Source organism: Carnobacterium divergens DSM 20623 (genome assembly GCF_000744255.1).
Classification (GTDB): Bacteria; Bacillota; Bacilli; order Lactobacillales; family Carnobacteriaceae; genus Carnobacterium; species Carnobacterium divergens.
In genome coordinates this window covers 669,346-693,857 of the sequence record NZ_JQLO01000001.1, presented here as the reverse complement: position 1 = coordinate 693,857, position 24,512 = coordinate 669,346, and the positions used below count along the sequence as shown (strand labels likewise).

General features: G+C 34.9%; 28 protein-coding genes and 2 other annotated features. Of the genes, 3 read left to right on the top strand and 25 right to left on the bottom strand.

What is annotated here, in order from left to right; translation table 11 throughout:
* Nucleotides 1-44: 44 nt before the first annotated feature.
* The 5 genes from gshAB to BR52_RS03445 form a co-directional block, all read right to left on the bottom strand.
* The gene (gshAB, locus tag BR52_RS03465; protein ID WP_034569192.1) at nt 45-2,348 is read right to left on the bottom strand and encodes a bifunctional glutamate--cysteine ligase GshA/glutathione synthetase GshB; all 2,304 of its coding nucleotides are present in this window, start codon (nt 2,346-2,348) and stop codon (nt 45-47) included.
* Nucleotides 2,349-2,360: 12 nt separating this feature from the next.
* Nucleotides 2,361-2,873 (bottom strand): pyrophosphohydrolase domain-containing protein, encoded by a 513-nt coding sequence (locus BR52_RS03460; RefSeq protein ID WP_034569191.1) that lies wholly within the window; start codon nt 2,871-2,873, stop codon nt 2,361-2,363.
* 199 nt (nt 2,874-3,072) lie between these two features.
* Nucleotides 3,073-4,386: a hypothetical protein gene (locus BR52_RS03455; RefSeq protein ID WP_034569189.1), complete on the bottom strand. Its 1,314-nt coding sequence runs from the start codon at nt 4,384-4,386 to the stop codon at nt 3,073-3,075.
* Between the two features lie 251 nt (nt 4,387-4,637).
* The gene (locus BR52_RS03450) at nt 4,638-5,342 is read right to left on the bottom strand and encodes an LrgB family protein (RefSeq protein WP_279625165.1); all 705 of its coding nucleotides are present in this window, start codon (nt 5,340-5,342) and stop codon (nt 4,638-4,640) included.
* Nucleotides 5,320-5,733 carry a CidA/LrgA family protein gene (locus BR52_RS03445; RefSeq protein ID WP_034569183.1) on the bottom strand — a complete coding sequence of 138 codons (414 nt, stop codon included), beginning with the start codon at nt 5,731-5,733 and terminating at the stop codon, nt 5,320-5,322. Before BR52_RS03445 ends, BR52_RS03450 begins: the two co-directional genes overlap by 23 nt.
* A gap of 190 nt (nt 5,734-5,923) precedes the next feature.
* Between BR52_RS03445 and BR52_RS03440 the strand changes: the two genes are divergently transcribed.
* On the top strand, nt 5,924-7,201 hold the full coding sequence (locus BR52_RS03440) for a replication-associated recombination protein A (protein ID WP_034569180.1): 1,278 nt from the start codon (nt 5,924-5,926) through the stop codon (nt 7,199-7,201).
* A 377-nt stretch (nt 7,202-7,578) separates the two neighbouring features.
* Here BR52_RS03440 and BR52_RS03435 read toward each other — a convergent pair whose 3' ends face one another.
* A complete protein-coding gene (locus BR52_RS03435) occupies nt 7,579-8,880 on the bottom strand; it encodes an Nramp family divalent metal transporter (RefSeq protein WP_051915618.1) in 1,302 nt (433 codons plus the stop codon).
* Between the two features lie 149 nt (nt 8,881-9,029).
* On the opposite strand from BR52_RS03435, the gene BR52_RS03430 reads away from it, so the two are divergent.
* On the top strand, nt 9,030-9,308 hold the full coding sequence (locus BR52_RS03430) for a hypothetical protein (RefSeq protein WP_034569177.1): 279 nt from the start codon (nt 9,030-9,032) through the stop codon (nt 9,306-9,308).
* Between the two features lie 34 nt (nt 9,309-9,342).
* Here BR52_RS03430 and BR52_RS03425 read toward each other — a convergent pair whose 3' ends face one another.
* Nucleotides 9,343-9,588: a hypothetical protein gene (locus BR52_RS03425; protein WP_034569175.1), complete on the bottom strand. Its 246-nt coding sequence runs from the start codon at nt 9,586-9,588 to the stop codon at nt 9,343-9,345.
* 140 nt (nt 9,589-9,728) lie between these two features.
* Here BR52_RS03425 and BR52_RS03420 point away from each other — a divergent pair, with 140 nt between their 5' ends.
* Nucleotides 9,729-10,205 carry a universal stress protein gene (locus tag BR52_RS03420; RefSeq protein WP_034569174.1) on the top strand — a complete coding sequence of 159 codons (477 nt, stop codon included), beginning with the start codon at nt 9,729-9,731 and terminating at the stop codon, nt 10,203-10,205.
* Nucleotides 10,206-10,376: 171 nt separating this feature from the next.
* On the opposite strand, the gene BR52_RS03415 is transcribed toward BR52_RS03420, so the two are convergent.
* The 18 genes from BR52_RS03415 to BR52_RS03330 form a co-directional block, all read right to left on the bottom strand.
* Nucleotides 10,377-11,567, bottom strand: coding sequence for an acetate/propionate family kinase (locus BR52_RS03415; protein ID WP_034569171.1), 1,191 nt, complete (start codon nt 11,565-11,567; stop codon nt 10,377-10,379).
* Nucleotides 11,568-11,593: 26 nt separating this feature from the next.
* Nucleotides 11,594-12,601 (bottom strand): class I SAM-dependent methyltransferase, encoded by a 1,008-nt coding sequence (locus BR52_RS03410; RefSeq protein ID WP_034569168.1) that lies wholly within the window; start codon nt 12,599-12,601, stop codon nt 11,594-11,596.
* A 210-nt stretch (nt 12,602-12,811) separates the two neighbouring features.
* Nucleotides 12,812-13,144 carry a hypothetical protein gene (locus BR52_RS03405; RefSeq protein ID WP_034569166.1) on the bottom strand — a complete coding sequence of 111 codons (333 nt, stop codon included), beginning with the start codon at nt 13,142-13,144 and terminating at the stop codon, nt 12,812-12,814.
* Between the two features lie 77 nt (nt 13,145-13,221).
* On the bottom strand, nt 13,222-13,509 hold the full coding sequence (gene rpmA / locus BR52_RS03400) for a 50S ribosomal protein L27 (RefSeq protein ID WP_034569165.1): 288 nt from the start codon (nt 13,507-13,509) through the stop codon (nt 13,222-13,224).
* 33 nt (nt 13,510-13,542) lie between these two features.
* The gene (locus BR52_RS03395; RefSeq protein WP_034569163.1) at nt 13,543-13,875 is read right to left on the bottom strand and encodes a ribosomal-processing cysteine protease Prp; all 333 of its coding nucleotides are present in this window, start codon (nt 13,873-13,875) and stop codon (nt 13,543-13,545) included.
* A 17-nt stretch (nt 13,876-13,892) separates the two neighbouring features.
* Complete coding sequence (gene rplU / locus BR52_RS03390; RefSeq protein WP_034558575.1) at nt 13,893-14,201, bottom strand: 50S ribosomal protein L21; 309 nt, start codon at nt 14,199-14,201, stop codon at nt 13,893-13,895.
* A 15-nt stretch (nt 14,202-14,216) separates the two neighbouring features.
* Nucleotides 14,217-14,292: a sequence feature (ribosomal protein L21 leader region), on the bottom strand.
* 67 nt (nt 14,293-14,359) lie between these two features.
* Entirely contained in the window at nt 14,360-15,043 is a 684-nt protein-coding gene (locus tag BR52_RS03385; protein ID WP_034569161.1) for an amino acid ABC transporter ATP-binding protein, read from the bottom strand.
* 15 nt (nt 15,044-15,058) lie between these two features.
* Nucleotides 15,059-15,694: an amino acid ABC transporter permease gene (locus BR52_RS03380; RefSeq protein ID WP_034569160.1), complete on the bottom strand. Its 636-nt coding sequence runs from the start codon at nt 15,692-15,694 to the stop codon at nt 15,059-15,061.
* A 13-nt stretch (nt 15,695-15,707) separates the two neighbouring features.
* Nucleotides 15,708-16,505 (bottom strand): amino acid ABC transporter substrate-binding protein, encoded by a 798-nt coding sequence (locus BR52_RS03375; protein ID WP_034569159.1) that lies wholly within the window; start codon nt 16,503-16,505, stop codon nt 15,708-15,710.
* Between the two features lie 93 nt (nt 16,506-16,598).
* Nucleotides 16,599-16,855, bottom strand: a binding site (T-box leader).
* A 29-nt stretch (nt 16,856-16,884) separates the two neighbouring features.
* Nucleotides 16,885-17,673 (bottom strand): septum site-determining protein MinD, encoded by a 789-nt coding sequence (gene minD, locus BR52_RS03370; RefSeq protein ID WP_034569156.1) that lies wholly within the window; start codon nt 17,671-17,673, stop codon nt 16,885-16,887.
* Nucleotides 17,673-18,365 carry a septum site-determining protein MinC gene (locus BR52_RS03365; protein ID WP_034569153.1) on the bottom strand — a complete coding sequence of 231 codons (693 nt, stop codon included), beginning with the start codon at nt 18,363-18,365 and terminating at the stop codon, nt 17,673-17,675. The genes minD and BR52_RS03365 overlap by 1 nt, the downstream gene beginning before the upstream one ends.
* Nucleotides 18,366-18,427: 62 nt before the next feature.
* Complete coding sequence (gene mreD / locus BR52_RS03360) at nt 18,428-18,949, bottom strand: rod shape-determining protein MreD (RefSeq protein WP_034569150.1); 522 nt, start codon at nt 18,947-18,949, stop codon at nt 18,428-18,430.
* The gene (gene mreC / locus BR52_RS03355; protein WP_034569148.1) at nt 18,950-19,801 is read right to left on the bottom strand and encodes a rod shape-determining protein MreC; all 852 of its coding nucleotides are present in this window, start codon (nt 19,799-19,801) and stop codon (nt 18,950-18,952) included. It abuts the gene before it with no gap.
* 181 nt (nt 19,802-19,982) lie between these two features.
* Complete coding sequence (locus BR52_RS03350; protein WP_034569146.1) at nt 19,983-20,996, bottom strand: rod shape-determining protein; 1,014 nt, start codon at nt 20,994-20,996, stop codon at nt 19,983-19,985.
* A gap of 276 nt (nt 20,997-21,272) precedes the next feature.
* The gene (locus BR52_RS03345; RefSeq protein WP_034569143.1) at nt 21,273-21,473 is read right to left on the bottom strand and encodes a cold-shock protein; all 201 of its coding nucleotides are present in this window, start codon (nt 21,471-21,473) and stop codon (nt 21,273-21,275) included.
* Between the two features lie 167 nt (nt 21,474-21,640).
* Entirely contained in the window at nt 21,641-22,330 is a 690-nt protein-coding gene (gene radC, locus BR52_RS03340; protein ID WP_034569141.1) for a RadC family protein, read from the bottom strand.
* A gap of 59 nt (nt 22,331-22,389) precedes the next feature.
* Nucleotides 22,390-23,055: an HAD family hydrolase gene (locus tag BR52_RS03335; RefSeq protein WP_034569139.1), complete on the bottom strand. Its 666-nt coding sequence runs from the start codon at nt 23,053-23,055 to the stop codon at nt 22,390-22,392.
* Between the two features lie 14 nt (nt 23,056-23,069).
* A complete protein-coding gene (locus BR52_RS03330; RefSeq protein WP_034569137.1) occupies nt 23,070-24,377 on the bottom strand; it encodes a bifunctional folylpolyglutamate synthase/dihydrofolate synthase in 1,308 nt (435 codons plus the stop codon).
* Nucleotides 24,378-24,512 lie beyond the last annotated feature (135 nt).

Below are 24,512 nucleotides of genomic sequence, written 5' to 3'. Positions count from 1 at the left end.
AAAAAGAAACAAATAGTGAACACTATTTGTTCCTTTTAATTCTTTTATAGATAGGCCTCTGTGTCCTTTTTCTTTCTAATTTCTAGCTCTGGGAAAAGTAAATCTAATACGTCTCTTGTCAATCTACGTCCTTTTCCTTGATAAGGATACGTATGCATGTGCATTGCGGGGTTAAAGTTCGCTTCAATCACAGCATATCCTGGATTTCCCGGTGTGCTTGGCTGACTTCGATCTGGAATGATTAAATCCACACCACTTATTGTCGCCCCAAGCGCTTTTGTCATTTCAACAGCTGCTTTTTTATAACTTTCATCCATTTCATCTGTTAAATCAAAGGAATCGCCACCGGTACTGATGTTGGAATTTTCCCTTAGATAAACAATTGTACCCATTGCTGGTATCGAATCTATTGTAAATCCTTGTTCTTTCAACATCAACTGCTCAATTTCACCAAGTTGAATCAGCTCTAATGGTGAGCGGTGATGCGTTCCTCTTAATGGATCTTGATTTTTAATTGCTACTAGCTCTTGAATCGTTCGTTCTCCGTCGCCAACCACGTTAGCAGGCATTCTCAACATAATTGCGCGGGTTTCGTTTCCTAAAACAAAGAAGCGATATTCAGTTCCGTCAATAAATTCTTCCACTAAAATGGCACGGTCTTCTTTGAAGGCAATGTCTACTGCTAATTCATAATCTTCTTTTGATGCTCCATCTTTAAAAATTGAAATTCCTAGTCCATAATTGGTTGATTTTGGCTTAATTACAATTCCCTTGTCTTGATGATTCCAATAATCGGATTTTGCTTCTTCAGGAGTTTCATATTCTGCTCCCGCGGGTACATGGAAACCTGCTGATTCAAGAACTTTCTTTGTGACTACTTTATTCTCCATAATTAAAGGGGCAATGTATTGGTCTTTAGAAGTCATATTGGCATTTTTAACATACTCTACATGATCTTCATGAGTCAGCTTTAAAAACTGTTCGCTTTCATCTAAAATCTCCACTTCAATTCCTTTTTGAATACTATCAAACATCAATAATTGAGTAGACAATTCCATTCCTTCAAAACCTCTCAAGTTGTAGCTTTTTTCTAAGGCTTCTGCTTTATATTGTTTTGCCAACGCTAACCCTACCAGTTGATAAGAGCCTTGTTTTTCAATATCCGTTACTAAACGTCCAGCAATGGTTTCTTTAGGTTCAAGCAATTGTCTTTTAGCTTCTTCAACTAATGCTGCTTGTTCGGTTGATAGTGAAAGTGTCGCAATCATTTCTTGCATCTTCTCAACTAACGCTAGGCCTTCTGCTTGGTAGGCTGAAATTTCATAAGGATGAGCTAAGGCAGTTGCTTCATTGTATTTTTTACCTTTTTCAATATCTGAAACAGTCGCCGTCTCATCTAGCCAAATCAACGTCATTAAAAAGAGATGAATAAATTCCATATCCTTTTCTGTCATTCCAAACGCTGCATACGGATTTAAATCAAATATCCGAAATTCTAAATATTGAATCCCTTTTGAAGCCAATTCCTTAACTTCTTTTGTCCCGCGAATTCGAACTGGAGAATAGAATTCTTTTTCTTCACTTAGCACACCTGTTGCTACAAGCTGCTGAATATCGGAAATATACGTTTCTAATGATTCAAAAGACACTTTGACATCTTCTGAATTCACATAACCATAATGGCTGCTACGAATACTTCGAACATAGGTATTCAATGGCTGTTCTTTATCGGTATAAAAATCATCGGTTGCAACTGGGGAGGCACCTAATAAATACGTCAATAACCACCTGTAACGAAGAAAGTTTTTTGCTAATTTCATGTAGACATGCGACTTAAATTCAATTAAAGAAGTAATTGCGGTTTGTTGTTTAAATAAAGCTATCAATAATTTTTCATTGATTTCATAGTTATAATGAATGCCACAAACCATTTGCTTTTTCTTTCCATATTTTTCAGCTAAATGTTCACGATAAGCCACTGCTGTAGGATCGTCAAATTGAGCTACTTGAATATCACTTTCTGCTGGCAATCCGATGGGCATACTCATTGGCCAAATATATTCGTTTAGTGGTAATGAGCGTTCAACGACATCATGAATCGCCATTAGCCAACGATTCATTGTCTGAGTCGATTCAGTTGGTGCGGTTACCAATTCTAATTGTGACTCACTAAAATCGGTTTGAATATAAGGATTGTAGCTACGATTACCAAACACTGTTGGATGAGGAGTCAAGGCTAATTTACCAGACTCTGTTACTCGTAGTCCTTCTTTTTCAATCCCAAACTTCCCTTCATTGAAGGCTGGTCCAAGTGCTGCTTTTTTTAATAGTTCTGATAGTTGAGTCATTCGTTTAAACCTCTACTTATTATTTTTTTGATTGATAATTTCAGCTTTAATTTTTGGTTCTGGTGCAAAATCTTGTTCCCAATTATCAGGTTTCATTACTTTTCCGTTGTCAGGTCGATACCGTGGCCGGCCATCTGGAAATAGTTTTCCCATATTGGCTTTATGAACAATATTAAAAATAGGTGTTGGATTCACGCCCATTAATACAAATGAACCATAATTAAAATAAGTTGCATCCGTTAGGGCATCTACTTGTCCAATTAAGATATCTTCAACTGGTTTTTGCTCCGTTTTAATTTTTGTGAGTGTTTTTTCAATCTCACCTTTCCACTGATTTATTAATTGATCGAAGTCTGCTTCGTTTCCGCCTACACTCGCATATAAAAACTCAATCATTTCTTCTGTCGTAAATGAGGCTCTATGTAGTGCTTCTTCTGGCGTAAAAGCCGTTGGCTCTATATTTTTAGCAGGATGAAATACGTCATGAAATTCTTTTACTTTTTCATAGGAAGATTGTTCCGTCATATCCCTAGACTCCTTTTAATAAATTTATCACTTACTTATTATAACTTACTCGTTTCTAATTTCAAAAGTATTGAACTTGTATCTTTCTAATAATTACAGGATTTAATTAAATTGTTGAAAAGTTGTCACTTATTATCATCTAACTATAGAAATAATAAAAAACCCCTTAATCTAAAGTTAAGAGGTCTTAAAGAATTCCCTATTTATTTTCCATCAATCGTTGACGCAAATTCATATTTTCAGACTCAATCAATTTACGATCAATTTGTTCTTCTTCTAATTGATTTTCTAATGATTGAACTGTTTTGATTAATTCAGCATGTGTTTGAATGTTTTCAGCTAATGAGCTGTTTTCAGCTGTTAGATCCGCTATTTGAGTTTCTAAATCTTGAATTTGTTTTTTGAATTGATCATTTTTTTCAATCAACCATTCATTTTTCTTCGCTACTTTTTTTGTTTTCTTTTCAAAACGACCATCTGTTAATGTGGTGTAGATCAAGTAACATCCTAAAATAGCTGTTAAAATTGGTAAAATAACTGTGGCTTGACGAAAGACACTCAATAAAATCACATTGACTGCCGCAATCAAACAGATGTATAAACCTGTTGAAAATGATTTTTCTTTGCGTTGTTCATCGATATCCTGATAAAAATCTGTTTGGTTTTGCAATTCATGAACTTTTAATTCTAATTGATCTAATTCTGCTTGAGTTTTTTGATAGAGTTTTTGTTCTTTATCAGCATAACGCTCTTCTACTTGCTCTTGATACAATGAGAACCACTCTTTCTCTTTATTCAGACGTAAAAAATCATCTGAGACTTTGGCTTGATGAGCTGCTTTATCAGATATAATCTCAGAAGTTGCAAGTTCTTTTAAATCTTGTACTTCGACTTTTGTTTCATCTAATAATTCCGTTGACTCTTTTTTAGCTTCATTTTTTGTTTTTTCCGCTTCGATTTTGGCGTCTTTTAATAGCGCTTGTTCTCTTTCAACAAGTTCCTCTTCTAATTGGCGGTGTTTTGCTTCATATATTTTATTTAATTCGTCTAATCGGTTTGCTAATTCACTGTCTTGACGAATTTTTTCTTGTTCCATTTCTTTTTGATAAACAATTAATTGGTCCTTTAGTTCAGTAATTTCATTTTGAACAAAACCATACATTTCATTAGATTCATCAAAGGCCTTTTGTAAAATCGATTCTGCTTGTAATTTAGCATCTCTTAATATAGCTTGCTCTTTAATGGCAATTTGCTTTTCTAGAGTACGTTTCTTTTCTTCATATTCAGTCACTAATTCATTTAATGCTTCTTGATATTCTCTTTCAAGAGCTGCTTCTTTTTCTTCAAAACGTTTCAGGTTTTCTGAATTCACTTTTGACACGGAGTCGGTAATCAATTCATTTAATGTCTCTTTTACATGATCCACCATTTGATTGGTGATTTCTTTCGTTTCTTCAAGTGGAACTGGATTAAAAGACAATTTGATGTTGGGTCTTTTCGATGAATCGGTCATTGATGAACTCCTTTCTGCATCATACATTTACTACTTATTTCTTTTAATGGTTCTATTTACAAGATGCTATTCACTTTTCATTAAAGTCACTACTTATTATCTCAAAAAACGGACCAAATTGCACCTTATTTTAATCAATTCTTTAGATATTCTCAAATAGAAATGAAGGTAAGATAAATAAAACTCCTTTTAAAGTTAAAAAAAAACAAAATTTCAAGTCAAATGAACTTAAAATCTTGTTTTAAATTAGCTTAAAATAGGGCTAATACAAGTTGTGTCATTAAAGGCGCAACGAAAACTGTTACTACTCCTGTCACTCCGATTGCTAATCCTGACATGGCCCCTTCAATTGGCCCTAATTCTAACGCTCTTGATGTTCCTATTGCGTGAGCAGCACTGCCTAAGGCAACTCCTTGGGCCACTGGATCAGTAACTTTTAAAGCTTTCAAAATTGAAGGTCCAATGATTGAACCAATGATCCCTGTAATAATTACAATAACGAGAGTAACCGTTGCGATCCCGTGCATTTTCTCAGAAATCCCTAAGGCTATTGCTGTTGTAACTGATTTTGGCATGATTGATACCATAATATCTTTTTTCAAGTGAAATAATACTGCAAGAATACCTGTAAAAAAAGTACTTGTGATCGTACCAAGTAAAATTCCCGTCATAATTGAACGAACATGTTTTTTTAATAAATGAAATGTATTATACAATGGAATACCTAATGCCACAGTAGCTGGCGTGATTAAAATATTTAAAATTTCGCCACCCTTGTAATAATTTTCATAAGGAATCTTAGTAATTTTTAAAAATAAAATAATAAAAATAGTCGCTAACACGAGCGGATTCAATAATGGAAATGGAAACCTCTTAAAAATAGCCAAGGCTCCTAAATACATCGCAATTGACAGGATAAGGCCAAACATCGGATTACTTGTAAGTTCTTGATACACTTTTTGCGTCATCCTTTCTATCTTTAGGTAAGTCAACACTGTTATCTTCAAATTTACGTTTTACACCTTGAACGATTAAGCCTACAAAACCAATTGTAAAAGCTGTTGTGAGTAACGAAATAATCAATAATAACCACCATGTGTCTTTAATTACTGGAAAATAAACCATAATACCAACTCCTGCTGGTAAAAATAAAATACTTAAATTTCCAAGCAAAAAGCCTCCAACCGTCTCCACATCTTTTACTTTTAGCAGCTTAAATTGTAGTGCTAAAAATAAGAGCAACATCCCTATCACACTTCCTGGAATCGGTAAAGTGAAAACTTTTGACAACACTTCTCCTAAAAATGAAAAACTTAAAATGTACAATAACTGTTTGTAAATATCCATTTCTATCCCTCCATACACCAATTACTATATCATAGTTTTTGATAAACGTAAGGAAAAACATTGATTTAACCGCTTTCCTTTGAATATTTTTAGACTTTCACACCAAACTAAACATACGTTCTTATTTTGTGGAAGGTCTTGTTAGAAAGTGGTATAATTGAAATAAGATTATTTTAATAAGGAGGTTACTATGAATCAACCTTTAGCTTTTAGAATGCGGCCAACAAACATCGACCAAATTGTTGGACAACAGCATCTCGTTGGAGAAGGCAAAATTATTAGACGAATGGTGGAAGCTAAAATGCTTTCCTCTATGATTTTATACGGCCCTCCTGGCATTGGAAAAACAAGTATCGCCAGTGCGATTGCGGGTTCTACTCAATTTGCATTTCGCACGTTAAATGCAGCCACAGATTCAAAAAAAGACTTACAAATCGTCGTTGAAGAAGCAAAAATGAGCGGAACTGTTATTTTATTACTAGATGAAGTTCATCGTTTAGATAAGCCTAAACAAGATTTTTTATTGCCTCACCTTGAAAATGGGCGCGTAATTATGATTGGAGCAACAACTGAAAATCCTTATATTACTATTAACCCAGCGATTCGAAGTAGAACACAAATCTTTGAATTAAAACCTTTACAAATTGAAGAGATTGAATCCGCATTAGAACGAGCTATAAAAGATTCTGATAAAGGTTTAGGCAGTTTAACTATTGAAATCAGCCTAGAAGCGATGCTTCATTTTGCTAGAGCAACAAATGGCGACGTTCGTAGTTCTTTAAATGGTTTAGAATTAGCCGTTCGCTCAACTAAACCAAATCAAGATGGTGTTATTGTAATTACACTTGAAATTGCTGAAGAATGCTTGCAAAGAAAAGCTCTGACTCATGATAAAGATGGCGATGCTCATTATGATGTCATTTCCGCTTTACAAAAATCTGTTCGTGGCAGTGATGTAAATGCTGCTCTTCACTATATGGGGCGTTTAGTTGAAGCCGGTGACTTGCCCATCATCGCCCGAAGACTAATGGTGATTGCCTATGAAGACATTGGCTTAGCAAATCCTGCTGCTGCTGCCAGAACTGTAACTGCCGTGCAAGCAGCTGAAAAACTTGGCTTTCCGGAAGCCAGAATTCCTTTAGCAAATGCAGTTGTTGATTTATGCCTTTCCCCTAAATCAAATTCGACTTACGTAGCGATTGATGCAGCACTAAGCGATATTCGTGCTGGTAAAAGTGGGGACGTTCCAGATCATTTAAAAGATTCTCACTACAGTGGTGCAAAGGAATTAGGCCGTGGCGTCGATTACAAATACCCACACTCTTTTCCTGGCGCTTGGGTGAATCAACAATACTTGCCAGATAAGCTGAAAAATGCCGTTTATTTTGAACCAAATCACACTGGCAAATATGAAGATAGTTTAGCTAGACAATATGACACCATCAATAAAATGAAAAAGAAATCCTGATAGTTCTTAAAATTTTTTCACTTGAATTATTGGCAGATTTTAAGCATTGAAACTTGAAAATAAAAAAAGCATATGCTACTATAAAGATAAGAATTCTGAGATGTACGAATTGTTCAATAAATGTGCTGACCGAACAAATAGTACGACCTCGGGATCCAAACTGATTCAAATGGATAACAAGCCTTTACCTTTGGTAGTTAGATATTTGACAGCGGAGCCCACCTGCATGTATGCGGGATCAACACTACCTGAACGCGAAAACGGCATCACCGGATTTCTTTTTTAAAATTTATATTTTGGAGTCATCTTCTAGTAATAGAAGGTGACTTTTTTTGCAAAAAAAAAAACAAGCAATGGCAAGCATTACCTGTTTTTTCTTAAAAGAATGTTGTTAGTAAATATATGTTTAAGCCTGTAATCAACAAACCAATAAACCAGGCTAGGCTATTGACGACTTTCCCGTTTTTCAAATCCCCCATCAAACGCTCATTACTAGTAAATTGAATTAAAGGAAAAATTGCAAACGGTAACTGCATCGATAAAATTACTTGACTTAATAATAGTAATTCATCCGTTCCCCTTTGTCCTGCAATAATCGTTACAATAACAGCTGGAACAATTGCAAATAAACGCGTTCCCAAACGACTTAACCAAGCAGGAATCTTTAAGTTTAAAAAGCCTTCCATGATAATTTGCCCAGCCATGGTACCTGTTAAAGTTGAATTTTGTCCACTTGCTAATAACGCAACTGCAAATATCGTACTCGCAATACTCGAACCTAATGTCCCATTCAAAAGTTGATACGTATCTTCAATCCCAACCACATTGTATTGCCCAGTTTTATAGAAGGTTGCCGCTGCAAGGATTAAAATAGCTGCATTGATTAATAAAGCAAACGTCAAATTAATCGTTGAGTCAAGAAAAGCAAATTTAGTCGCCTCTTTTTTTCCTGCTGGTGTCCGTTCATAGGCTCTACTTTGGACAATTGACGAATGTAAATATAAATTATGTGGCATGACCGTTGCCCCGAGAATTCCCAATGCTAAATACAGAACTTTAGGATTCGTGACTACTTCTGTATGGGGTAAAAAGCCTACCATAATTTCTCTAAATTCTGGTTTACTTAAAAATAATTCAATTGAAAAACAGATAAAAATTGTCGTCATTAGAGTAATGACAATCCGTTCAATCCATTTGAATCCTTTGTGCTGTAAAAATAAGAGCAATAAAATATCTAAGGATGTAATCAATACACCGTATAATAGCGGAATTCCAAAAAGTAACTTTAATGCGATTGCTGCTCCAATAACTTCAGCTAAATCTGTTGCAATAATAGCTAACTGTGCCAAAATCCATAACAAAATCGCTCTTTTTTTTCCATATTCATCTCGACATAGCTCGGCTAAATCTTTTTCTGTCGCAATTCCCAATTTAGCACTTAACGACTGTAACAACACCGCCATCAAGTTTGATAATAGAATAACAGATAATAGCAAATACCCAAAAGAAGAGCCTCCAGCAATCGATGTTGCCCAATTCCCTGGATCTACATAGCCAACTGCAATCAACGCCCCTGGCCCCATAAAAGCAAGCAGCTTTCTAAAGGAAGACGCATTTTTTGGGATTGCAATTCGTTTCCCAAATTTATCTTTGTCTTGTTTATTTTCATTTAACCCCAATTAATCTCCTCCATTCATAGCTTTTTAGGTTAACCTAATTTTACTATCAAATATTACTTAAATCAAGAACAACTAACATTCATTCAAATTCGATTGATTTTATGCTATGCTATAGATGAAAATAGATTGTTAGAAAGGAATCATGATTAATGACAATTTTAATGGTTATTTTTGCATTGATTTTATTTGCAATTGCTTTCTTCCTATTAAGTGGAAAAGCAAGCGTCTTAATTATTAATGAGCAAAAGGAACAACATCAGTTTAATCAAAAATTTTTTAAATCTTATGGCTACTTAATGTTGATTTTTGGGTTATTCGCCTGTTTTTTAGTTTTTTATCATCAACAATGGCTTTGGTTAACCTTTCTTGCCATAACAAGCTTTTTAATGGTGTTCTTCGTAATAGGGCTTAATCGCAGAATTAATTAAAAAAAGAAGTAAACTGTCTACATAAATGGATAGTTTACTTCTTTTTTAGTTGACTAATATCTAGTAATTCTATTTGTAAATTTCCAACGGGGCCTGCTAAACGTTCAATAATTGCCGCCATCTTCACGCCACCAATGCCTTTAACTTCTGCAAATTGTTCAATAAGTTCACGGTTGATATCCTTTAAATAGAAAATTTGTTGTTCTTCACAATAGGCTTTAAAAAGAATAAACTTTGGTTCTAAAAAAGCTTCACTAATTAAAATATCCCCTTTTTGCATGGATAAAAAATCCTTTCTTTTAACTAAAATAGACTTTACAAAGGTTTTAAGTTTCAAGTTTCAAGTTTTTGTTGTAAAATAAAGATAGAAGAACGCATTTGATTCTTATTATATCATGAATTGAAGAGGAGTGGATGAACATGTTACAACAATACAAACGTATTTTAGTTGCTGTCGATGGATCTGAGGAAGCTGAATTAGCTTTTAAAAAGGCTGTTTATGTAGCAAATCGTAACGAGGCTGCATTGGTTTTGGTTCACGTTATTGATACAAGAGCTTTCCAAAGCGTTTCTAGCTTTGATGGAGCAATGGCAGAACAAGCTACCGAACAAGCTAAAAACACCATGGAAGAGTATCAACGTTATGCAAAAAATCATGATGTTGAAGATGTTCGTTATACGATTGAGTATGGTTCACCAAAAGCAATTATTGCCAAACAAATTCCAGAAGAACAAGACATTGATTTGATTATGGTCGGTGCTACTGGTCTTAATGCGGTAGAACGAATTTTTATCGGTTCTGTTTCAGAATACGTTATTCGTCAAGCAACGTGCGACGTCTTAGTTGTCCGTACTGATTTAGAAAATAAATTACCTGATAAAAAAGAGAAATACTAAAAAAAAAGAAGCGTTATGCTTCTTTTTTTTATAATTTTTGGTTTGAATCTATTCGTCTATTTAGATTAAAACAAGCTCTATAAAAAATTACAGTGTATCTTGAAACTAATCGTCCGTTTAACAAATAAAAAATCATCTCAAAAAATGAGATGATTTTTTTATTTAGATACTTTATTTCGATAAACGTTCTACATCACGAGCGATCATTACTTCTTCATCTGTTGGAATCAAGAGTACTTTAACTTTTGAGTCAGCAGTTGAAATAACACGTTCATCACTACGAACATTGTTTAATTCTGCATCCATTTCACAACCAAAAACAGTAATACCGTCAATGATTTCTTTACGCATATGGATATCGTTTTCGCCGATTCCTGCTGTAAAGATGATTGCGTCAACACCATTCATTGTTGCAATGTATGAACCAATGTATTTTTTAATGCGATCTGCAAAGATACGTAATGCAATGTTTGCATTGTCATCTGTTAATTGAGCTACTTCAAGATCACGCATATCGCTTGAAATTTCAGATAAGCCTAGTAAACCAGATTCTTTATTTAAAATGTTGATGAATTCGTTGATATCTGTAATGTTTAATTTACCCATTAAGTAGGCAATTAATGAAGGATCAATATCGCCAGAACGAGTTCCCATTGTTACACCTGCAAGTGGTGTGAAGCCCATTGATGTGTCAACTGATTTCCCACCGTCAATAGCAGTAATTGAAGCGCCGTTTCCTAGGTGACAAGAGATTAATTTTAACTCTTCAAGAGGACGACCTAACATTTCTGCTGCACGTTCTGAAACAAATTTATGTGAAGTTCCGTGAGCACCATATTTACGGGCTGCAAAATCTTCATAATATTTCATTGGAATGCTGTATAAATAGCTCTTCTTAGGCATTGTTGTATGGAAAGAAGTATCAAATACTGCAACACTTGTAATTTCTGGTAATAATTTTTTGAAGGCACGGATTCCTGTAGCATTTGCTGGATTGTGTAACGGAGCTAATTCTGATAAGTCTTCAATTTGTCCTAATACTTCATCTGTAATTAAAGCTGAATCTTTAAAGATTTCTCCACCAGCAACGACACGATGTCCTACGCCAGTAATTTCGTTAAAGCTTGCGATAATGTTCAATTCTAATAATTGTTTTAGTAACATCTCTACTGCAAATTCATGATCATTAATGTCTAATACTTCTTCAAATTTTTGACCTTCGCCATATTTGATTGTAAAGATTGATTCTGGTAACCCAATTCTTTCTACGATTCCTTTAGCGATAACTGTTTCTGATGGCATTTCGAATAATTGCCATTTTAAACTTGAACTACCGGCGTTGATTGCAATTGTTTTTGACATATAAATGACTCTCCTTTTGTGTTATATTAAATATTCTCTTTTTTCCAAGTATCGACTTCGTTCATAAAATGAACCATCGCTTTGGGATTCTTAAAGTCTGGAATTTCTGCTAGTAACACTTGCTTAGCTTGTTTAGCAGTTCCACCTTTTTTCTGAACCAAAAGAATTGATTTACGTGAATTTTCAGACTTGAATAACTCTTTAGGAAGATTCAACATTCCTTGTAAGTAACTGACGTCTTGAATTAGTTTTGTTAATGCAGGGGCTTCTTCTGTTTCAAACAGTTGTGTAGGGACTAAAAAGACACCTACGCCACCTTCTTTTAAATACTGTAAGCTTTGTTCAATCATTAAATGATGAGCGTATGAGTGACCAGTTTTAGCCGCTGTTTTAAACGCGCTTGCACGTTCATCTACCGGATAATAACCAACTGGCAAATCGCTTACTACTACATCAACTGGATCTACTAATAGATCTTGAATCGCATCTTGATGTGTCAATTTGATAGTTTGACCTTGTAGCCCTGTTAAAACAGCTGCCAACGAAAGCAATAAATCATCGATATCAATACCTTCTGCATCTAGTTCTACATGTTTAAGTTTCAAACTATTACTGATTGTGGAAAGTAAGTTTCCAGTACCAACAGCAGGATCAAGAAGTCGAATTGATTTTGTTGTATCTCCTATCATTTTTTCGATTAAGTAACTCATGATAAATCCAATCGCATCAGGAGTCATTTGATGATTTGCTTGCAGATTGTCTGTTTTTGCTCCTTTTAATAAAGCTAACTGAAAGGCTTTACGAATTTCTTCTGGCTCCATAGAATCAATAGGCAATGTTTGATACAAGTTTGTTAATTTCTCAATTACTGTTTGAGTGGGCAAACCATCAACTTGTCTTGCAACACGTCCATCAAGAATATTTTCACCAGTTTCTAAAAGGGCTTCTAAGTACGAAACATCCAGCTCTGATTGTATTAATTTAACCGATGTGTCCAATTTATTGAACAAAGTTTCAATCTCGATTTGGGGCACTTTTCCAACCTCATTTCATTACTATATCGCTATTTCATCTTACTTGGGTTAGTTATTTCCACTAATAACATAACTGTTTTGTGAAGTAGTATTCCCTGTACCATTTTAACGAATAACGAGCAAGGTTTCAAGCGCAATCCTCATCTTTCGTTAAAATTTTCAAAATAAAAATTTTTTTACAAACTAATTGGTTATTTTCTTTTTTTAATTTCAGTTTGTCATAGCAAAAAAACTCAATAAACTAGCAATCAACAGGCATAAAAATAAAATACCATAATACTTCAAAGAAGATTTCCACAACTGGCTATTTCTTGAATTTTGGTATCCAAAATCACGCACTGGTTTTCTAAGTATAAGATACACTATTAACCCTGGAATTAATTGGAAAAGAACCACAAGTACAACAATTAATGTGCCGTTCATATTTCGTGCATTGGCATCATAATAAACCCACATCAATAGTTTGATGTACGCAATGATCCCTATAATAAAAATACCAAAAACTAAACCTATTCCTACAATCCCTGTTATTAAATCACTCATCAATTTCCCTCCCTTAATTGAATTGATTGATAAAAAAAAGCTCTTCTAACAAGTAGAAGAGCTTTTTGAATTCGTGCTTATTGAGCAACTGCAGGATACACAGAAACTTGTTTTTTGTCGCGACCTTTACGCTCGAAACGAACGACACCATCACATTTAGCGAATAATGTATCGTCTCCACCAATACCAACGTTAACACCTGGATAAATTTTAGTACCGCGTTGACGGTATAAAATTGAACCACCTGAAACTGTTTGACCATCTGCACGTTTAGCGCCTAAACGTTTAGAGTTAGAGTCACGTCCGTTAGTAGTAGAACCGCCCCCTTTTTTGTGGGCGAAGAATTGTAAATTCATTTTCAACATATGAGTTGCACCTCCTGGTAAATTAATTGGTTGTTAATTCATTTTGACATACTCAGGATATTCTTCTGTAATTCCTTGAATCGATAGACGCAAGCTCTCAAGAAGAATCTGAGCAATATGAAACTGTTCGCCGGTAATGTCTTGTAGAATTTCAACATATAAATGTCCACCATTCACTGCGTCATCCATATCCACTAAGGGTTGGAAACCAGCTAAAGCTTCAATACTATTTGTTGCTCCAAAAGTCAATGCCGAAACAGCTGCACAGACAATGTCGCTGCCTTCGGGTCCTGACTCTGCATGTCCAGTTACTTCAAAAGAAACTAGATTTCCATCGCTATCGCGATTGAATAATGCTTGAATCATATCGAACACCACTTTTCTTAAGCGTTAATTGCATTAATAACAACTTTTGTATACGGTTGACGGTGACCTTGTTTACGGTGAGTATGTTTTTTAGGTTTGTATTTATACGTAGTAACTTTCTTTTGTTTACCATGTTTTTCTACAGTACCTTCAACAGTAGCTCCGGCGATTGTTGGAGCTCCAACTTTTGTTTCTTCGCCACCTACCAAGATTACTTCATCAAAGCTTACAGTTTCACCAGCTTCAACGTTTAATTTTTCAACGTAAATTGCTTGGCCTACCTCAACTTTAACTTGTTTTCCACCAGTTTTGATAATTGCGTACATTTATTCGCACCTCCTTATTAGACTTAGACTCGCCGTTGTGAGCGTCACAAGTGTGAACTTAAGACTCATTCCCGCGCGGTTGTAGTTGTGGTGCTACACATTTACAACAGTAATATCATACCAAATTTGATTCAATAGGTCAATCTTTTTTCGCGAATCTAGTGATTATCAAGGAATTCGTCTGAGCAAACAACTCTTGTTCCAATATCTTTTGCAAATTCATTGTCATGGGTCACAATTAATATTCCCGTACCATCGGCTGCTATTTCTTGAATCATTTTTCCAATTTCAATCGTTGATTCTCGATCAAGTGCTGAAGTTGGTTCATCAAAGCAAAGAATTGTTGGATTTAACATTAAAGCTCTAGCAATTGCTACTCGTTGCTGTTGTCCTCCTGATAATTCACTAGGCATCGCTGTTATTTTTTCATTTAAACCTACTTGATTTAACAATTCTTTCGCTTTTTTTATTAAATTTTGTTTCGTGTCAATTTTTTGAGCTAATGGGGCTTCGATACAATTTTCAAGAACAGTTAAATTGGGAAACAATTGATAATTTTGAAAAACCATGCCAATTTGATTATGATACTTGTAGATTTTTTTTTTACTTGCATACTCGATGATTCCATTTTGTTTCATTTCGCATAGCACAGTATCGCCAATTCGAATATTACCAGCATCTGCATTTTCCAAGTGATTAATCAAACGCATCAATGTTGTTTTGCCTGTTCCAGATTTCCCAATCAAGGTTACAATTTCACCTTTATTAAGGGTGAAATTGTAATCTTGAATAACAGGTTTTCCATTAAATTTTTTTGTCAGTTTTTCTACAGTTAGCAGCATCACGCTCAATCTCCTTTAAAAATGGATTTTCTTTTCGATATTAGTTAAAAATACTGTCACCAAACCCGTAATCAATAAATAGATTATTCCTACTGCTACAAATGGAATAAGGGACGCATAGGTATTCGAAGCAATTTGACCTGCTCTTAGCAATTCTCCTAATCCTAAGATATACACTAAAGAGGTATCTTTCACTAAAGAAATCACTTCATTGCCGACTGAAGGCAAAACCATTCGACTGACTTGAGGAATAATAATTCGACGATAGCCTCTTATTTTTCCAATTCCTAAAACTTTTAGAGCTTCATACTGACCTTTTGGAACTGCCATAATTCCTCCACGAAAAATTTCTGCATAATAAGCCGTATAATTTAACACAAAAGCAATGATCGCAGCTGGAAACCTGTCCAATGTGATGCCAATTTGTGGAAGTCCGAAAAACACAACCATTAGTTGCAGCAATAAAGGGGTTCCTCGCATGATATATATATATAATTGAACGATTACAGAAATTCCTTTTGGTGCATAAACTCTTATAAGAGCTACTAAGAAACCTAATGGAATCGTAATTACTAAAATAATTCCAAATAGCAGTAAAGTTGTTTTCAAACCCTCTAATAATGCGGGTAATAAATCTATTATCATTGTCATCTCAATCCATCCTTTACTCGGCAAACCATTTTTTATAAATTTTATCGTAGGTTCCATCTGATTTTAATTCTTTTAGAGCTTCATTTAGTTTCATTTTTAATTTTTTATCATTTTTCCGTAAGCCAACACCATACTCTTCTTTTCCAAAAGTATCTTCCAATGTACGGTAGGTATCTGCTCCCTTTAATTTGGTGTAATAACGAGCCAATACTTCGTCAACTACAATGGCATCGCTACGTTTGCTTTCTAGGTCATTAAAAACATCGTTATTCGATGGAAATTCAATCAATTCTTTATTTTTAAAAGTTGCCAGCTCTTTTTTGGAGACTGCATCAACTGCACTTGAAGCTTGTTGAGCAGCTACCACTTTACCCGCTAGCTCTTTTTTTGTCTGAATTTCACTCTTTTTTAATACGATAATGGATTGACTATTTTCTAGATAAGCATCTGAAAAGGCAACTTTTGATTTCCGTTCTGGTGTAATTGTGTAGCCATTCCAGATTAAATCAATATTTCCGGCGTTTAACTCTGTTTCCTTCATCGCCCAATCAATTGCTTGAAAATCAATTTTTAAATTCAGTTTTTTTCCTACTTCTTTTGCTAAATCAACATCAAATCCGACGATTTCCCCTTTATTGTCTCGATAGCTCATTGGTGCAAAGGTATCGTCTAGCCCAACAACTAGCTTGCCACTTTTTTCAATTTCCTTTGTTGCATCAGTTTGATTTTTTTCATTTTTGCTATTGCCGCAACCAAAGAGTAATAGACATATTCCAATCATACTTAATACTAAACTCATTTTAATCTTCATTATATTCGCTCCCCTTTATTTAGAATAGTTGTTTTCAATTGGCTGCAGTCCGCTTGGAAAACAAAAAAAGTCCTTTGATTTTCAAATTGAAAATCAAAGGACGACTATACAAGTATCGTGGTTCCACCTTTTTTTGCAACTTCCTCACGGAAAATTGCCTTATCACGTTCAAAACGACTAAACGTTAGTACTGTAACGGGTACACCCGAGTCAATTTACAGCTCCCATATAGGTGAGGTTCAACTGCTAGCTCAGAGATGTGTGTTCAGAAACCAGTACTTAATTGCTTTCACCAAATGCAATCTCTCTACAAAGTCCTAATTCTTACTTTTTCTCTTCAAAGCTTTTATTATTTTTTATCACTATACCATAGAATTTTTTATTTGCCAAATAATTTTTGAAAAAAGTTTTTCTTTTCTTTTTTTAATGACATAAGTGGCACCGTTTCACCTAAGACACGTCTCGCAATATTACGGTAACCTAACGAAGCTGGATTTTTTGGGTCTAATACAATTGGGTCTCCTTTATTTGAAGAACGGATTACACTATCATCATCAAAAACGATTCCTAATAGTTCAATTGACAGATGTTTAGTAATTTCGTCGATATCCAATACCTCACCGTCTTGCATCATGCGTTTACGAATACGATTAATGATTAAACGTGGTGGTTCCATTTCTGTTTGTTCAAGTAAACCAATAATTCGATCAGCATCTCGAACTGCAGAAATTTCTGGTGTTGTAACAACAATTGCCATATCGGCAGCTGCAATTGAATTTTGAAAACCTTGCTCAATTCCTGCTGGGCAATCAATTAAAATATAGTCATAGTCTGGACGTAAGCTATCAACGATTTCTTTCATTTCTTCCCCGTTGACTGAACTTTTATCTGCATTTTGTGCAGCTGGTAATAAGTATAAATTATCATTAAAACGTTTATCTTTAATAATGGCTTGATGCAATTTTGCTCGACCTTCAACGACATCGACAATATCATATATGATTCGATTTTCTAAGCCTAGAATCACATCTAAATTGCGTAGTCCGATATCCATATCGATTAAACAAACTTTCTTTCCTTGTAAGGCTAAAGCCGTTCCAACATTGGCAGTTGAAGTTGTCTTACCTACGCCACCTTTTCCTGATGTGATGACAATCGCTGTTCCCATTACATTAATCCCCCTGTCACTTTGTCCATTTTAGGCCGCAGCACTTTTAGTTTTTCCACTGTTGCAAATTCAAGAATATGCAAATCATTGATGTACGCAAATTCTTTTCTATTTGACTCTATTTTTTCATGTGTTTTGTTTTCTATAATCTGAATATTGTCTGCTATCCGAATCTGTGCATCGGTTTGAAAATCAGCTACAACAACTGCACTATCATCGCCACTAAATCCAGCATGTGCAATACCTAGCAACTCACCGATAATAAAAATACTTCCATCCGCACGAATACTTCCACCAGGGTGAACCTTCCCAATCAATAAAATATCTCCCTTAGCTGTTAACGTTTGACCACTGCGGATTGTTTGGATTTCCATTTGCAAGCTGTTTGCTTCATGCCACTCGTTCGCCGTATCATAAGTTAAAACATCAGACTTTATTTGCTTGATTTGAAATTGACTATTTGTTGAAATTTTAGTTGTTAATTCATTAACTTCAGCTTCAGATAAAAGGCGCTTTCCAGTTTTAATTTCAAGAGAAATAACCTTTTTATCTGCTTCTTTTGATTTATTTTCAGCTAATAAGTTCGCTAGCAATTGGTCTAATTCATCATGAATCGTTCCAATTGCAGCTGTATCATCTAAAGTTAAGACAAAACCATCTTTTGTTCCTTTTAACGTTACACTTTGTTTCACTTTAACAACTCCCAACGCTTTTCATTGATTGCTTATTCTTCGTTATCAACCAAAAACCAAACCTACATTTTTTCTAACTTCATCATAAGTTTTTGCAGTGGGTAGTACAAGAAAATAAAGATCACCACATTTAAAAGTAAGGTTGGACCTAGTCGCTCTACCATAAAAGTATTAAAATCCATTGTCGTTTCTTTTAGAATCGTATAAAAAAAGTATAAGGTCGTTTCAACCAAACTTAAGTCAATAATGAACATCATTCCAACAACAATTGGATTTGGGTGCAGTACCTTTGTTAATTTTTCAGTAATGTATACGATAATTGGAAATAGTGCAACATAGATTCCTAACACTCCAACGTAATAACTGTCAAATAATAGTCCAAAAAGAATCGCGATAACCAACATTCTATTTCTCGGTAAATAAAAGGACATCATTACTAGTAAAATCACTGTCAAGCGAGGAACTAAGATATAGTCGCTGCCATACAACGTTTCTGAAAATAAAGCCGCTAAAACACCATCTAGCAAGAAAAAAACGAAAAGAATTAATGGTGGTAAAAATGAACTTTTTAAATTTGAATTCATTTACTCACCACTTTCAGCTTCGCGTTGAATAATTGTTACATAACGAATATCATTTGTATCAGCAGCAGGCGTAATATACGCTACTTTTGATAGTCCATGAGCATCTAATTTCACTTCATCAACGGTACCGATTAATAATGTTGACGGTGTAATTCCACCTAAACCAGATGTTACAACTTTGTCGCCCTTTTTCGGTTCAGCATCTGTTGTGATTTGGTCCATTTTTAAGCGTTTTGTTTCTTTGTCGTACCCATTGATAATGCCATGAATTTGTCCTGACTCGCTTTGTACTAAAGCCGCAACTCGGTTCTTCTTAGAATCGACTGTCGTAATTAATTGGACTTTTGAACTTGTTGGACTCACTTCTACTATACGTCCAACTAATCCATTACCAGCCATGACAGACATCCCTTTATCAATTCCATTTTTACTGCCTTTATCCACGATAATTTGATCAATCCAAGAGTCAGGATTTCGACCAATGACACTGCCTGTAATTTGATTGTAATTAGACAACGTTGCCGTTAACTCTAACTGCTCTTGCATTTTTTTATTGTCTTGTTTTAAATCTGCTAATTCAACTTGCGTTTCATAAAGTTTATCAATTTTTGATTTTAACAATTGGTTCTCTTCATAAGTATTTTTTAATTCTTCCACAGAATCAATAAAACTTACAACTCCATTGGCTGGTTTTGAAAAAATACGACCAGTAATGGCAGTAATGTCATTGGTGAATTGTTGGACGATTGGTAATTTCGCTCTTTCCTTAATTGAATAGGCAATTAATCCCATACAAACAATTACACTGACTAATAAAATAATTAATTTTTTATTTGAAAAAAATTGATGCAACTCGTCACCCCACTTTGCCTTGAAGGCCTTCTCTATTTTACCATATTTCGTTTGAAATACTAATATTATTTTACATAAACTTATTTTCTTGAAAAAACTTGTTGGTTTTAACTTATTAAATAGAAAAGAAGCGGGAAGTTTGTAGACTCCCCGCAGTTTCTAAACGTATTTTGGTGTCTGTTTATCGATTTGCTTTTTTCTTAAATAAATCAATATGTTTCAATGATTCACCCGTTCCAATAGCAACGCAATCTAATGGCTCGCTTGCTACAAAAACAGGAACTTGTGTTTCATCTGCAATCACTTCTGATAAGTTTCTTAATAAAGCTCCACCACCAGTTAGCACAATTCCGTGATCAATTACATCAGAAGAAATTTCAGGTGATGTTTCTTCAAGTGTTTCTTTAACTGCCACTACAATTGCTTCTACCACTTCTTGAAGTGATTGAGAAACATCAACGGCAGAAATTTCGATTGTTTTTGGTAAACCAGTTAATAGGTCACGTCCTCGAACGCTCATTTCGCCATATTCTCCCGCTTTATCAACAGAGGCACAACCGATTTCCATTTTAACAGCTTCAGCTGTTCTTTCACCAATTAATAAATTGTATTTTTTGCGTACATAATGAATAATTGCATCATCTAAACGGTCTCCGGCCATTCTGATTGAACGACTGCTTACGATCCCGCCTAATGAAATAGTTGCAACGTCTGTTGTTCCACCACCAATATCTACAACCATACTACCTGTTGGGTCCATAACTGGCAGTCCTGCACCGATTGCTGCTGCAAATGGTTCTTCAATAATGAAAGCATCTTTTGCTCCAGCCATTCTAGTTGCGTCGATAACAGCACGTTTTTCAACTTCCGTTACGCCACTTGGTACACAAACCATTACATATGGTTTTGAACTCGTTTTTCCAATTGTTTTTTGGATATAATATTTCATCATCGCTGCAGTTGTTTCATAATCTGCAATTACGCCGTCTTTCATTGGGCGAATGGCTACGATTGAACCTGGCGTACGACCTATCATATTTCTAGCTTCTTCTCCAACAGCAACAATTTCACCTGTTGATGTGTTTTTTGCTACGACTGAAGGCTCTCTCAAGACAATCCCTTTACCATCTGCATAAACCATGGTATTTGCGGTTCCTAAATCAATTCCAATATCCTTACTACCTAATCCAAACACATTACTTCATCCTCTCAACTATATATCCATGATTCATCCATCAAAAATCTTATTATTTTTAGATTCACTTAACAGTATATCAAAAAAAATCCAATTATGCTGTAACAGTACTCATCATACTGCAAAAACATTGATAAAACATTAATATTGTATGTATTTTAATAGAATTTTAAATATTTATACGCTTTGTAAAACTTTTGATACTTAATTTGCCTTTTTGACATAAAAAAAGAACCAAGTATAAATACTCAGTTCTTCAAAATTTTTAAGTTAAGCTTACGCTTTTTCAACGTTTGCTGCTTGAGGTCCGCGAGCGCCTTCTTCAACTTCGAAAGAAACTGCTTGTCCTTCTTCTAAAGTTTTGAATCCGTCTCCGCCGATAGCTGAGAAATGTACGAATACATCGTCACCGTTTTCGCGTTCGATAAAACCAAAACCTTTTTCTGCGTTAAACCATTTTACTGTACCTTGTTCCATAATGAAATTCCTCCTCGTGCGTTTTGCACATAATATTTGATATTCTTGCTTAACGGTACGAATTGGAATGTTTTGAAACAATCTTTTCTTTACCTAACAAAAACACTAAATTAATTATAACACGTTCATTTTTTTTACACAAGGAAAAAGCATAATTTATTTTAAATTTAAATCGCTCCCATTTCTTTTAGACTGATATAAGAATCTGATCCAATAATAATATGATCTAATAATTCGATTCCCATCAACTCCCCACATGTTGCCATTCTTTTGGTAAATGCAAAGTCTGCATCCGATGGCGTCGGATTACCTGATGGATGATTATGTGCCACAATAATCCGTGCAGCAGCATAGCGGACTGCGCCTCTAAAGATTTCTCTTGGATGAGCTACCGATTGACTTAAGCCCCCAACAAAAATCGTTTCCTTTTTGATAATTTCATTTTTAGTGTTGAGAAAAAGTGTAATCACGTGTTCTTGCTGTAAGTCTTTCATTTCTTTGATTAATCGTTTGCCTATTGTATGACTTGAGGTTACTTGACCTTTTTTTTCTTGAGTGGCTAAGGCAATTCGACTTCCTAATTCAATTGCTGCTCTGATTTCAATTGCTTTTGTGCGACCAATTCCATTTACACACATTAATTCTTCCAAGGAAGCTGTTTTTAAATAATACAAGTCTTCAAATGACGCTAAAAGACTCATCGATAAATCCACTGCACTACTATCCTTTGGACCTGTTCTAAGTAGAATCGCCAATAATTCATGTGTAGATAATGCTTTTTCACCATCATTTTCTAACCGCTCACGGGGTCGGCTTAACTTTGGCATTTCTTTGATTAAATTGTGAGTCAACCTCATTAAAAAACCTCCCTTCTCGAATAACTATTCGCAAAAAAGAGAGGTTTCATTTATTTTAATTAACGTTTATTTTGTTGATCAATATAAGCTTTTACAATCGTTAAATTTTCATAAATTTCAAGTGTTTTTTCAACTGCTTCTTCGCCTGGCGGAATCAGATCGGGAACCATAATGACATCAATTCCTGCATCAAATGCGGCTCTGATTCCATTGATTGAATCTTCCAAAATCAGTGTATTTTCTTTTGCAACACCTAAGCCTGACCACGCTTTTTCAAAAATTTCTGGATCTGGTTTTGCTCGTTTCACTTCATCGCCAGATACAATGTAATCAAAACGACCTGTCAGCGCTTCTCGTTCAATAAAGAGATGAATCATTTCTTTTAAATTACTAGAAGCGACTACCTTTTTGATATTTTTCTCTTCTAAATAATTTAATAACTCCATGAATCCTTCTTTAATAATTAAGCCGTCACGTCTGACAATTTCTTCCACGCGCTTGCGGCCTTCTTGAATTAAATGCGCCACTTTTTCCTCATCTTTAAAATCACGGTAAAGATTTTCATGCAACTCTTCATCGGATGTTCCGACATATTTCAAATAATAGTCATACGTAAAATCTAAACCAATTTCATCAGAAATTTCTTGATTTGCTCGGTAGTAAAGAGTCTCTGTATCAAAAATTAAGCCGTCCATATCAAAGATTACTGCTTCTATTTTTTTCAAAATTTCCAACTCCTCTAATTGTTTTCTTCTGATTTAAAATAATGACGTACTTCAGAAATAAAATAAAGTGAACCTGTAATCAACAACACATCGCTACTGTCCATTTCGTTAATGGATTTAACTAATCCCGTCTGCCAATTTTCTACTATTTCAACTGGACCCACAACTTGATCAGCCAACTCTTCACCTGTAGCCGCTCTAGGATAGTCGAACGTTGTCACCATTAAATGCATGTTCTGAATCGTTTGTAAATGTGCCATCATGGTATCTACTGACTTGTCTTTTAGTGCAGCAAATAAAACATAAACATCTTGATCAGGAAAATCACGTTTAAGAGTTTCCACTAAACGAATCACTGCAGGTTCGTTATGGGCGCCATCCATCACAATCAATGGCTGCTCATTTATTTTTTCCATTCTACCTGGCCAAAAAGCTCGTTTAAGTCCTCTTAGCATTTGCTCATGGCCGACAGCTAATCCTGTTTCATGACTGTAAATCCGTAGCGCTTCAAGTGCAACTGCTGCATTTTCTACTTGATGCTCGCCTAACATTGAGATTTGAGCTTGTCGTAGGCAAATATAGTCATCTTCAAAGGTGAATTGCTCTCCCCATGTCGGTAATGTTTGCCATTTGGAAACAAAAAACTCTTTGCCAAATTGACTTTGCGGACTATCTTGTTCAATCGCTATTTTTTCAATAACTGTTAAGGCTTCTGATGGGATTTTTCCAGTAACAACAGGAACACCAGCTTTAATAATTCCCGCTTTTTGGTAGGCAATTTCAGCAAGAGAATTACCTAAAATGTGCATATGATCATAACCAATGGTCGTAATCACCGATACTATTGGCGTCACAACATTCGTTGAATCCACTAATCCGCCTAAACCGACTTCAACAATTACAACATCAGCGTGCCCTTCGCCAAAATACTGAAACATCATACTGTTAACGACTTCAAATTCAGTTGGACCTCCAAGTGGGGTTTCATCTAATTCCATCACATAAGGATAAATTAAATTCGCTAAACGTAAAATTTCTTCATTTGAAATCGGTTCTCCATTCACACTAATTCGTTCGTTAAAGCTTTCAATATAGGGTGAAGTAAATGTTCCTACAGTCTGACCCGCTGCTTCTAACATACTTCTAAGGTAAGTAACAGTCGAACCTTTTCCATTTGTTCCTGCGACATGAATCGATTTAAATTTTCTTTCTGGATGACCTAATTTTTTCATCATCCATTCCATTCTTTTCAAGCCTGGTTTGATTCCTAAGGCTAAACGACTGTGAATCCAAGTCAACGCTTCTTCATATGAGTTAAACAAATCGATCCCACCATTTCTTTTCAGTTAGTTCTTTACTATGAATACTATTATACCGTTCTACTCGTCTGGTGACTATTGATTTTATTTTTTAATAAAAAACTTGAACAGCTTTTCCTTATTAAAAAAGGAGGCTGT